This window comes from Herbaspirillum sp. Her2, from assembly GCF_057961375.1.
This window is the reverse complement of record NZ_CM176331.1, coordinates 734,512-746,792: the sequence shown is the minus strand read 5'-3', so window position 1 is coordinate 746,792 and position 12,281 is coordinate 734,512. Positions and strand designations below refer to the sequence as shown.

The window sequence follows — 12,281 nt, the reverse complement described above, 5'->3', positions numbered from 1 at the left end:
AGGTGCCGCCTGAAAGCAGATCCAACAACAAGAAGCACGCCCCACGATACGCCCTGGAGCGCGCCATAAAGCAGTCTGTTTTGTAGACAATCCAAATTCGAGTAAAGCCAAATGCCAGAGACCACCCGCCCCATCCAGTTCTACTTTCGCGGCCAGACCCACGAAGTAGCAGGCCAACCCACGACCCGCACCGTTCTGCAGCATCTGCGCGAGGACCTGCATTGCACCGGCACCAAGGAAGGCTGTGCCGAAGGCGATTGCGGGGCCTGCACCGTGGTCGTGGGTGAGCTGCGCGATGACCAGCTGGAACTGAAGACGGTCAATGCCTGCATCCAATTCCTGCCGACGCTGGACGGCCGCGCCTTGTTCACCGTCGAAGACCTGAAGCAGTCCGACGGCTGCCTGCATCCGGTGCAACAGGCCATGGTGGAATGCCATGGCTCGCAATGCGGCTTCTGCACGCCGGGCTTCGTGATGTCGCTGTGGGGCCTGTACCTGAAGCATGACAAGGACGGCATCACGCCCGACAAGCGCGAGATCGACGATGCCCTCTCCGGCAACCTGTGCCGCTGCACCGGCTATCGTCCCATCATCGATGCAGCGCGCCGCATGGGCGAACTGCCCAAGGTCGAGTTCGACCGCGAGGCCGTCAAGACTGCCCTGCGCGCCATCGATCAGGACACGCCGCTGGCCGTCACGCATGCCGGCCAGACCTTCCACGCCCCGCGCACCCTGGCACAGCTGGTGCAACTGCGCGCCGACCTGCCCAAGGCGCGCATCCTGGCCGGCTCCACCGACGTGGGCCTGTGGGTGACCAAGCAGATGCGCGAGCTGGGCGATATCGTCTATATTGGCCGCGTGGAAGAACTGCGCGCCATGCAGGTGCAGGACGGCATGCTGGAGATCGGGGCCGGCGTCTCGCTGGAAGAGGCCTATGCTGAAGCCGCGCGCCACTATCCGCAAGAGCTGTCGGAACTCTGGCAGCGCTTCGCCTCCCTGCCCGTGCGCAATGCCGGCACGCTGGGCGGCAACGTCGCCAACGGTTCGCCCATCGGCGACTCCATGCCCTGGCTGATCGCACTGGGCGCACAGATCGTGCTGGCCAGCGTGCGTGGCCAGCGCGTCATGCCGCTGGAAGATTTCTACCTGGCTTACCAGAAGTCGGCCCTGCAGCCCGATGAAGTGGTGCAGGCCGTGCGCATCCCGCTGCCGCGCAAGGACGTACGCTTCCGGGTTTACAAACTCTCCAAGCGCTTCGACCAGGACATCTCTGCAGTCTGTGCCGCCTTCGCGCTGCGCATGGAGGGCGACACCATCGCCGAGGCGCGCATCGCCTTCGGCGGCATGGCCGCCACCCCCAAGCGTGCGGCCCACGCGGAAGCGCTGCTGCAGGGCGGCGCCTGGAGCGAAGCGCAAGTGCAGGCGGCCATGACCGCACTGGCACAGGATTACGCACCGCTGTCGGACATGCGGGCCAGCGCCGCCTATCGCTTGCGCACGGCGCAAAACCTGCTCTATCGCTATTGGCTGGAAACGCGCACCGATGCGCCCCTGGCACGCCAGGATGTGCGCGCCTTCGCGGTCAGCGCCGCGTGAAGCCCTTGGACCGAACCTGCAGGAGAACCGCATGAACAAGCAAACCGAACAATTCCTCAACACCCTGGTGCAGCCGCCCAAGGACTGGGCCACCGTGGGCAAGCCGCATCCGCATGAATCGGCGATCCTGCACGTGACCGGCGAAGCCACCTATACCGATGACATCGCCGAGCTGCACGGCACCCTGCATGCAGCGCTGGGCCTGTCGCAAAAGGCCCATGCGCGGGTGCGCGGCATCGACCTGGAGAAGGTCAAGGCTGCCCCCGGTGTGCGTGCCGTCTTCACCGCTGCCGATATTCCGGGCGAGAACGAATGCGGTGCCATCATCCATGACGACCCGGTACTGGCCGATGGCCTGGTGCAATACGTGGGCCAGCCGGTCTTCATCGTGGTGGCCGACAGCCATGACCAGGCCCGCCGCGCGGCCCGCCTGGCCGTGATCGACTACGAAGAACTGCCGCCCATCCTGACCCCGCGTGATGCCCATGCGGCGCAATCCTACGTGCTGCCGCCGATGCATCTGTCGCGCGGCGAACCGGCAGTGGCGCTGGCGCTGGCACCGCACAAGCTGCGCGGGCAGTTCGATGTGGGCGGGCAGGAACAGTTCTATCTGGAAGGACAGATCTCCTATGCCATCCCCAAGGAGGGACGCGGCATGCACGTGTATTGCTCGACCCAGCACCCCAGCGAGATGCAGCACCACATTGCCACCGTCCTGAAACTGGCTTCGCACGATGTGCTGGTGGAATGCCGGCGCATGGGCGGCGGCTTCGGCGGCAAGGAATCGCAATCGGCGCTGTGGGCTTGCGCTGCGGCCGTTGCAGCGGCCAAGCTGCGGCGCCCGGTGAAACTGCGCGCCGATCGAGATGACGACATGATGGTCACCGGCAAGCGCCACTGCTTTGCCTATGATTACGAGATTGGGTATGACGATGACGGGCGCATCCTCGCGGCCAAGATCGACATGATCTCGCGCGCCGGTTTCTCGGCCGACCTCTCCGGCCCGGTGGCCACGCGCGCAGTCTGCCACTTCGACAATGCCTACTATCTCTCGGACGTGGAAATCCACGCCATGTGCGGCAAGACCAACACGCAATCCAATACCGCCTTCCGTGGCTTCGGCGGACCGCAGGGCGCGCTGGCCATCGAATACATCCTCGATGACATCGCCCGCAATCTCGGACGCGATCCGCTGGAGATCCGCCGCAACAATTTCTACGGGCCCAGCGATGCCGAGGGACCGGAGGCACGCAACGTCACCCACTATGGCCAGAAGGTGGAAGACAACGTCATCCATGGCCTGGTCGATCAGCTCGAACGCAGCAGCCGCTACCAGGAACGCCGCCGCGCCGTGGCCGAGTTCAATGCGGGCAGCACGGTATTGAAGAAGGGCCTGGCGCTCACGCCGGTGAAGTTCGGCATTTCCTTCAACGTGCCGCACCTGAACCAGGCCGGCTCGCTGGTGCACGTCTATACCGATGGCTCGGTGCTGGTCAATCACGGTGGTACCGAGATGGGCCAGGGCCTCAATACCAAGGTCGCGCAGGTAGTGGCCAACGCCCTGGGCGTGCCGCTGGAGCAGGTGCGCTGCACCGCCACCGATACCAGCAAGATCGCCAACACCTCGGCCACCGCCGCCTCCACCGGCAGCGACCTCAACGGCAAGGCAGCGCAGGATGCTGCCCTGCAGATCCGCGCACGGCTGGCCGATGTGGCGGCTCGTCATTTTGGCGTGGAGGCCGCAACAGTGCGCTTTGCAGATGGCCTGGTGCTGGCGGGGGAACAATCGCTGCCCTTCGTCGAGCTGGTCATGAAGGCTTACCTGCAACGGGTGCAGCTGTGGTCCGACGGTTTCTATTCCACACCCAAGGTGCATTGGGATGCCAAGCGCATGCACGGCCATCCCTTCTTCTATTTCGCCTATGCGGCGGCGGTGTCGGAAGTGGTGATCGATACCCTCACCGGCGAATGGAAACTGCTGCAGGCCGACCTGCTGTATGACGCCGGCGAGAGCCTGAACCCGGCGCTGGACATCGGCCAGGTCGAAGGCGGTTTCATCCAGGGCATGGGCTGGCTGACCACCGAGGAACTGTGGTGGAACAAGGACGGCAAGCTGATGACGCATGCCCCTTCCACCTACAAGATCCCGGCCATCTCGGATTGTCCGGAAGCCTTCCGCACGGAACTGTATGCCAACAGCAATGTGTCCGACACCATCCACCGCTCCAAGGCGGTCGGTGAGCCGCCGCTGCTGCTGCCGTTCTCGGTGTTCCTGGCGATCCGCGATGCGGTCTCGTCGGTAGGCGCGCATCGCATCAATCCGCCGCTGCGCGCACCGGCCACCAGCGAGGCCATCCTCGATGCGGTCGATGCCGTGCGCGCGGCCACGCTGACCCAGTAATACGCGGCGGAGAAACATCATGAGCACATGGTTGAGCGCATTACGTCTGATGCAGCAGGACAGCATCCCGGCAGTGCTGGTGACGGTGGCGCAGATCCAGGGATCGACCCCGCGCGAGCCGGGGGCGCGCATGCTCTACACCGCCGAGGGCCAGTTCGACACCATCGGCGGTGGCCACCTCGAATGGCGTGCGGCGCAGATCGCGCGGGCCATGCTGGCGGCGGATTCCGACGCGCTGGCCGATCAGCGACGGCTGGAACGCATCGCGCTCGGGCCGAGCCTGGGACAGTGTTGCGGCGGTGTGGTGTTTCTCTGTTTCGAGCGCATCGATACCGAGGCTACCTCCCTGCATACCTGGCAGGCGCTGGAGCAGGCGTGGTGCAGCGGCACTGACCGCTGGCGCGCCTTGCCGCTGGATCACGACGCGCCCCAGCAACTGCTGGAGAACGATGCAACTGACCTCGGCCTGCCGCCGCAGGTCATTCGTCACGCGCGCCAGACACAGCTGGTGCGCGACGGCCAGGGCCGCCGCTGGCTGCTCGACCTGTGCCGGGCACATCAGCCGCAGGTGGTGCTGTTCGGCGCCGGCCATGTGGGGGCGGCCATCGTCAAGGTCTTGTCCAACCTGCCTTGCCGGGTGCTGTGGGTGGATGAGCGCGAGGACATGTTTCCCCCAGGCCTGCCGCCGCAGATCCGCATTGAGGCCACTGACGTGCCCAATGCCGCGGTCGACATGGCCGAACCCGGCGCGTATTATCTCGTGATGACCCACAGCCACGCCCTCGACCAGCAACTGAGCGAACGCATCCTCAAGCGTGAAGATGCGGCGTGGTTCGGGCTGATCGGGTCCATCACCAAGCGCAAGCAGTTCGAGCATCGCCTGTCTGAACGCGGTTTCTCGGCAGCGCAGCTGGAACGTATCACCTGTCCCATCGGCATCCCCGGTATCTACGGCAAGGAACCCGCCAGCATCGCCATTGCGGTGGTGGCGCAACTGATGCAACTGTGGGAACTGCGCTTTACCCAACCCAAACCTAAGGCATGGCCACTGAGTCTGGCCACACACGCTCTGGACGGCAGAGGCTGAAGGAACACCCTGCCGTCACCCCTTCCGGGAATCCTGTCGACACGTTTTGGCTGATCGCACCGGATTCCCCTTCGATTCCACTCTCGCAACACGGAAAGCATCGTCACGACCATGCCTTCCAGTATGATGACCATTGAATCGACGGCCCGCGCCCGTGCGCGCGGCGCCGCCTGCATCGAGGAAACACCATGAGCCCATCCCTGCAAGCCTACCGCGCCAGCCTGCTGTATTTCACCAACGATCCCGCCTTCGACGAACACGCCACGCAATGGCACAGCGATGGCCTGCTGCTGGTGCAAGACGGCAAGATCCAGGCCGCCGGCGACTACGCCACGCTGGCCGCCACCCTGCCGCCCGGCACCGTCATCGAAGACCTGCGCGGCAAGATCCTTTGCCCCGGCTTCATCGACACCCACATCCACTATCCGCAGACCGACATCATCGGTTCGCCCGCACCGGGCTTGTTGCCCTGGCTGGACAACTACACCTTCCCGGCCGAGCGCCGCTTCGAGCAGCCGGAACACGCCTCCGAGGTGGCCGATTTCTTCCTGGCCGAACTGCTGCGCAACGGCACCACCAGTGCGGCCGTGTATTGCACGGTGCATCCGCAGTCGGTGGATGCCTTCTTTGCGGCCAGCCATGCACGCAACCTGCGCATGGTGGCCGGCAAGTGCCTGATGGATCGCAATGCGCCGGATTTCCTGCGAGATACGGCCGAGTCGGGTGTGCGCGAGAGCGAGGAGCTGATCGCGCGCTGGCACAACAAGGGCCGCCAGCATTACGCGATCACCGTACGCTTTGCCCCGACCTCCACCCATGAACAGATGAAGCTGGCCGGGGAGCTGGCGGCGCAGTATCCGGACACGTATATACAAACCCACGTGGCCGAAAATACGGACGAAGTGAAATGGGTCAAGGAGCTCTATCCCGATGCCCGCAGCTACCTGGACGTGTATGACGGCTACGGCCTGATGCGCCAGCGTGCGCTGTATGCGCACTGCATCTGGCTGGACGACCAGGATCGCGCCCGCATGGCGGCCACGCAGTCGGCCGCCACCTTGTGCCCGACGTCCAACCTGTTCCTGGGCAGCGGCCTGTTCGATTTTGCCCGTGCCGATGCGGCGCGGGTGCCGCTGTCGCTGGCCACCGATGTAGGCGGCGGCACCAGCTTCTCGATGCTGCAGACCATGAACGAGCTCTACAAGGTCGCCCGCATGGGCGGCACCTACCTGCCGGCGCAGCGCATGTTCTATCTGGCCACCCTGGGCGGTGCCCGCGCGCTTCAGCTGGAAGGGACCATCGGCGGCTTCACGCCGGGCTGTGATGCGGACTTCATCGTGCTCGATCCGCAGGCCACACCCTTGCTGGCCCGCCGCAGTGCCACCACCGACAGCCTGGAGGAACAATTGTTCGCACTGGCCATTTTGGGCGACGACCGTGCCATCGCTGCGACCTATTCGGCGGGGGTGCGGGTGCATCAACGCTGAAATCGTTCATATCGGCCCCATCGCGGGGAAAGCCGGGCTTGCCGTAGTGGTGAGCCCGTTTTTTTTGGACTTGATCGGCAGGCGATTTACCGTCAAGCCACCTTGCACGTCTGAATCCCCTCAGCGCGGCTGATAAAGATAAAGAAAAGCCTCCACCGCCCGCTCCGCCGAAGCCTGCAGCTGATCCGCCGGGATCTCGGTGACCACGTTGAGCATGCGCACTTCCATCCATTCTGCTTCGATCAGTGCGCGAAACTGCATGGCCGCAATCCAGGAATCAGCGGCGCGCAGCTTGCCCTCCTCCATTTTGACCTTCAGGAAATCGGCGATGCGCGTCCAGCCGCGCTTGGGCCCGCGCTCATAGAGCAACGGCCCCAGCTCCGACTTGCCGGCGTAATACATTGCCAGCCGCTTGACCGCCACGATTTCGGGCCGGAACACCACGCCCAGATAATGATTCGCCAACCGCAATAAACCTGCGCGTACTTCGTCTTCGTTACGCAAGGCCATGAACAATTCTTCAAACTGGCAACCCACCTGCTTGATCATCACCTCCACGAAGATCTCTTCCTTGGAGCTGAAATAGTTGTACAGCGTGGCCTTGGAGCCCCCGATACGGGCCGAGATTTCGGCCATGGAGGCGCCTTCGAACCCGATTTCGTTGAATACCTCGGCGGCGATGTCGATCATCTGCTGCCGCCGTTCTTCACTCTTCTTGCGCATGATTGTCCTGTAATGCCGGCCAGAAAACCGGCCAATCCCGAATTATAGGCGACGATGCCGCCGAAAGCCGCCTGATTGCCATCAAATCGCGGCCAAAAAAACTGTTGCGGCAATGCCGCGAAAAGACGAGCAATTTATCGCAAAGCGCCTTGACACTTCATGAAAGCGAATACTATACTGAACTGTACAGTTTTTAAACATCAAAATTCAGATTCAGTCGTTCACTCCACTCTCCACGCAAATGAACAAGAACTCATCTCTCCCCGACCAGCGCGCGCCCTATCCGGCGCTGCGGTCCGAGCGGCCTACCCTGCCGTGGCGGCGGACGGCGGCGGTCTCGGCGGCCGTGCTGACAGCGGCGCTCATGGCCGGCTGTGCTTCCTTCACCGATCTCGGTGCGCGCGCCGAACCCAAGTCCATCGACCAATACCAGAGCACCCAGACCCTGGCCGCCACGGCCGTGCAGACCGCCTGGCCGAGCGACCAGTGGTGGACGGTCTACGGTGACACCCAACTCAACGGCCTCATCGCCGAAGCCCTGCAAAGCGCGCCCTCCATGGCGGTGGCCAAGGCCCGCCTGATGAAGGCCGAGGGCACGGCCCAGCAGCAAGGCGCGGCGCTCTATCCGCAGGTGAGCGGCAATGCCTCGCTGGATCGCATGAAGCAGTCCTACAACAATGGCGTGCCGCCGGACTTCGTGCCCAAGGGCTACAACAACGAAACCCGCGCCACGCTGGATTTCAGCTACGAAATCGATTTCTGGGGCAAGAACCGCGCCGCGCTGGCGGCGGCCACCTCCGAACTGGAAGCCAGCCGGGCCGATGCCGCCCAGGCGCGCATCACCCTGGCCACCTCGATTGCCTCGGCCTACGCCGACCTGGCCCAGCTCTACGCCCAGCGCGACACCAATGAAGCCGCGCTCAAGGTGCGTGAAGAAACCCTGGACCTGTTCAACCAGCGCTTCACCAATGGTCTGGAGACGCGTGGCTCGGTCAAGCAGATGGAAGCGCGCCGCGCCATTGCCCAGGCCGACCTCAAAGCCACCGACGAATCCATCGCCCTGCAACGCAACAAGCTGGCCGCACTGGCCGGGGCCGGCCCGGATCGCGGCCTGCAGCTGGCGCGTCCGCAGATCGATCTGTCCAAACCCTTTGGCTTGCCCGCGCAACTGCCGGTGGAACTGCTGGGCCGCCGTCCCGACATCGTGGCCGCACGCCTGCGTGCCGAAGCGGCCGGCAAGCAGATCAAGGTGGCGCGTGCTGCCTTCTATCCGAATGTGAACCTGTCGGCCTACTTTGGCTTCCAGTCGCTGGGCATCGACATGCTCACCCGCAGCGGCTCCGACATCGGCAGCTTCGGCCCGGCGATCTCGCTGCCCATCTTCAATGGCGGCCGCCTGCGCGGTCAGTTCCGCTCGGCCAGCGCCAGCTATGACGAAGCCGTGGCCAACTATGACCAGGCCGTCACCCAGGCCCTGCAGGATGTGGCCGACGTCGGCGTGAGCGAGAAGGCCCTGGCCGGACGACTGCAGGACGTACAGGCCGCAGCCGACGCTGCCGAAGAGGCCTATCGCATCGTCAGCAACCGCTACAACGGCGGCCTCAACACCTACCTCGACGTGCTCAATGCGCAGGACACGCTCATCAGCAACCTGCGCCAGCTCTCCGACCTGCGCTCGCGCCTGTTCACCCTGGATGTCGCGCTGGTGCGCGCCCTGGGCGGCGGCTACCGCGCCGCCGACGACAGCAAGAGCCAAGACAGCGCCACCGCGCCCCACACCGAACAGCAAGCGAAAGGTTGAACATCATGTCCCACAGCGATTCCCAAGCGGCCCATACCCTGGCCGAAGAAACCCGTCAGCGCAATGAAGCGGCCACCAAGGCCGCCGCTGCGCAAAAGCGCAAGAAGCTCTTTGCCATCTTCGGCGGCGTGGTCGCCATCGCCGCCATCGGCTATGGCAGCTACTGGTACCTGATCGGCTCGCGCTACGTCGAGACCGACAATGCCTACACCGCCACCGAAGTGGCCACCGTCACCCCAGCCATCAATGGCATCGTGGCCGCCGTCGACGTGGTCGATACCCAGGCCGTCAAGAAGGGCGACGTGCTGGTGCGCATCGACGACGCCGATGCCAAGCTGGCCGTGGACCAGGCCGCCGCCGACCTGGACCGCACCGAGCGCAAGGTCAAGGGCTACTTCGCCAACGATGCCGGCCTGGCCGCCCAGGTGCTGGCCCGTGAGGCCGAGCAGAAGCGTGCCAGTGCCCAGTTGCTGTCGGCGCAGGCCGATATGAAGCGCGCCGAGATCGACCTGCAGCGCCGCGAGGCGCTGGCCAAGTCGGGTTCGGTGTCGGGTGAAGAACTGAGCAATGCGCGCACTGCCCTGCTGACCGCCCAGGCCAATCTGAAAGCCGCTGAAGCTGCCGAAGTGCAGTCCCGCGCCAACATCAAGGCGACCCAGGGTGCGCAAAAGGCCAGTACCGTACTGACGGCCAATACCACCGTGGACGACAACCCGGAAGTGGTCCTGGCCCGCGCCAAGCTGGATCAGGCCAAGCTGGATCTCGAACGCACCGTGCTGCGCGCCCCGGTGGACGGCGTCATTGCCCGCCGCCAGGTGCAGGTCGGCCAGCGCGTGCAGAGCGGCGCCAGCCTGCTGTCGGTGGTGCCGCTGCAGCAGATGCACGTGGATGCCAACTTCAAGGAAGGACAACTGACCAAGGTGCGCATCGGCCAGCCGGTGACCATGAAGGCGGACATTTATGGCGGCTCGGTGGAATACCACGGCGTGGTCACGGGCCTCTCCGGTGGGACCGGTTCGGCCTTTGCGGTGATCCCGGCGCAGAACGCCACCGGCAACTGGATCAAGGTGGTGCAGCGCCTGCCGGTGCGCATCTCGCTGGATCCCAAGGAACTGGCGCAGCGTCCGCTGTCGGTGGGCCTGTCGATGGTGGTGGAGATCGATACGCGCGGCCAGATGCAGGCCGGTGACGCCCAGACCAAGTCGGCCAGCACCGAGACCCGGGCCGGCGCGCTGTAATCCGGCGAGCACAAGGAAAGACTCATCATGTCATCCACAACAAGCGCAGCGGCGGGCGACCTGCCCGCCCCCAAGCCTGCCGCCCAGCCCGGCCCCTTCGAGGCCCCGCTGACCGGCGGCCAGCTGGTGGGCGCCGGCATCCTGCTGGCCGCCGCCAACTTCATCGCGGTGCTCGACACCACCATTGCCAACGTCTCGGTCTCGACCATCGCCGGCGCCCTGGGGGCCTCGACCAGCCAGGGCACCTACGTCATCACCTCCTATGCGGTGGCCGAAGCCATCACCGTGCCCCTGACCGGCTGGCTGGCCAATCGCTTCGGCACGGTGCGCGTGTTCATCCTGTCGATGGTCATGTTCGGGCTGTTCTCGGCCCTGTGCGGCCTGGCCAATTCGCTGGGCATGCTGATCGCCTTCCGCGTCATGCAGGGCCTGGCCGGGGGGCCGCTGATGCCGCTGTCGCAAACCCTGCTGCTGCGCATCTTCCCCAAGGAAAAAGCGCCGGCTGCCGTGGGGCTGTGGGCCATGACCACGCTGGTGGCGCCGATTGCCGGCCCGATCCTGGGCGGGGTGCTGTGCGACCAGTACAGCTGGCCCTACATCTTCTGGATCAACGTGCCGGTGGCGCTGATCTGCGGCTATCTCGGCTGGCGCATGCTCAAGCGCTTCGAGACCAAAACCAGCAAGCTGCCCATCGACCGCGTGGGGCTGATCCTGATGGTGGTCTGGGTGGCCGCCCTGCAGCTGATGCTCGATGAAGGCAAGGAGAAGGACTGGTTCGCCTCCACCGAGATCGTGCTGCTGGCCGTGACCGCCGTGGTGTTCTTCATTGCCTTCCTGATCTGGGAGCTGACCGAGCACAATCCCATCGTCGACCTGCGGGTGTTCCGCCATCGCGGCTTCACCGCCAGCGTGACCACCATCTGCCTGGCCTTCGGTGCCTTCTTCGGCTCGGTGGTGTTGACACCCCTCTGGCTGCAGGGCTACATGGGCTACACCGCCACCTGGTCGGGCTGCATTTCGGCGCTGACCGGCATCCTGGCCGTGTTGACCGCCCCCATGGTGGCCAAGATGTCCACCACCGTCGATGCGCGCAAGCTGGTCTGCATCGGCGTGACCTGGCTGGGCTTCATCACCTTCCTGCGGGCCTTCAACAACACCGACATGTCGTTCTTCCAGATCGGCTGGCCGCTGTTCCTGCAGGGGATCGGACTGCCGCTGTTCTTCGTGCCGCTCACCGGCCTGGCGCTCTCCAGCGTGAACGAGGAAGAGACCGCATCGGCGGCCGGCCTGATGAGTTTCTGCCGCACCATGGCCGGGGCGATTGCGACCTCCATCGTCAATACCAGCTGGGAAAACGACGCCACCTACTTCCACGCCGAACTGTCCGGCCTGGTGGATCGCGGCGGCGATGCAGTCAATGCCATGATGGCCTCGGGCATGAGCGCTGAACAGGCCACGGGCTCGCTGGCGCAGACGGTGCAGAACCAGGCCGTGATGCTGGCCACCAACCACATCTTCATGATGGCGGCGGTGTCCTTCTCGCTGGCGGCGCTGGCGGTGTGGCTGGCACCGAAACCCACACGGGTGGCCGATACGAGCTCGGCGCACTGATCGACAAGCTCTCCCCCCCACAGTCCGTCTCCCCCCTGCGGACTGGGCAGGCGGCCACTTCGGTGGCCGCCTGTTTTTTTTTGGGACTCAGTTTTGACTGCGCAGCCAAACCAATCGAACTTTCTGGACATTCACCCGGAGCTTTGCCCCGCTTCGGGGCGACGCCGGGTGCCGCCCTTGGCTGCACTGCCCCAATGCGCGTACAATCCCGGCTCAAGCATGCGGACCAAGGTCCGCATTTTTGATTTATGGTGGCCCGCCCGGCGCGGCCGCCAGGCTGACTTCCCGCCGCCCGCCGTGGCCTGATCACACCGTGGCCTGCCCGCGCGGCCCTGCA

8 protein-coding genes are annotated in these 12,281 nt (G+C 64.8%); 7 read left to right on the top strand and 1 reads right to left on the bottom strand.

All coding sequences use genetic code 11. The features are described from left to right. Positions 1–111: 111 nt before the first annotated feature. The 4 genes from xdhA (at position 112) to guaD (ending at position 6,571) form a co-directional block, all read left to right on the top strand. Entirely contained in the window at positions 112–1,596 is a 1,485-nt protein-coding gene (gene xdhA, locus ACWHXP_RS03385; protein WP_489634504.1) for a xanthine dehydrogenase small subunit, read from the top strand. Positions 1,597–1,627: 31 nt separating this feature from the next. After that, a complete protein-coding gene (xdhB, locus tag ACWHXP_RS03380) occupies positions 1,628–3,997 on the top strand; it encodes a xanthine dehydrogenase molybdopterin binding subunit (RefSeq protein WP_489634505.1) in 2,370 nt (789 codons plus the stop codon). A gap of 19 nt (positions 3,998–4,016) precedes the next feature. Beyond that, positions 4,017–5,084: a xanthine dehydrogenase accessory protein XdhC gene (gene xdhC / locus ACWHXP_RS03375; protein WP_489634506.1), complete on the top strand. Its 1,068-nt coding sequence runs from the start codon at positions 4,017–4,019 to the stop codon at positions 5,082–5,084. A 188-nt stretch (positions 5,085–5,272) separates the two neighbouring features. Next, a complete protein-coding gene (gene guaD, locus ACWHXP_RS03370) occupies positions 5,273–6,571 on the top strand; it encodes a guanine deaminase (RefSeq protein ID WP_489634507.1) in 1,299 nt (432 codons plus the stop codon). A 120-nt stretch (positions 6,572–6,691) separates the two neighbouring features. Here guaD and ACWHXP_RS03365 read toward each other — a convergent pair whose 3' ends face one another. Beyond that, entirely contained in the window at positions 6,692–7,294 is a 603-nt protein-coding gene (locus tag ACWHXP_RS03365) for a TetR/AcrR family transcriptional regulator C-terminal domain-containing protein (protein WP_413457283.1), read from the bottom strand. Between the two features lie 241 nt (positions 7,295–7,535). Here ACWHXP_RS03365 and ACWHXP_RS03360 point away from each other — a divergent pair, with 241 nt between their 5' ends. From ACWHXP_RS03360 to ACWHXP_RS03350, 3 genes are read left to right on the top strand one after another with little or no spacing between them, the layout of a single operon-like run. Then, positions 7,536–9,095 carry an efflux transporter outer membrane subunit gene (locus ACWHXP_RS03360; protein ID WP_489623373.1) on the top strand — a complete coding sequence of 520 codons (1,560 nt, stop codon included), beginning with the start codon at positions 7,536–7,538 and terminating at the stop codon, positions 9,093–9,095. A gap of 5 nt (positions 9,096–9,100) precedes the next feature. Further along, complete coding sequence (locus ACWHXP_RS03355; RefSeq protein ID WP_166675609.1) at positions 9,101–10,333, top strand: HlyD family efflux transporter periplasmic adaptor subunit; 1,233 nt, start codon at positions 9,101–9,103, stop codon at positions 10,331–10,333. Positions 10,334–10,360: 27 nt separating this feature from the next. Then, positions 10,361–11,944: a DHA2 family efflux MFS transporter permease subunit gene (locus ACWHXP_RS03350; protein ID WP_259432763.1), complete on the top strand. Its 1,584-nt coding sequence runs from the start codon at positions 10,361–10,363 to the stop codon at positions 11,942–11,944. The last annotated feature ends 337 nt before the right edge of the window (positions 11,945–12,281 follow it).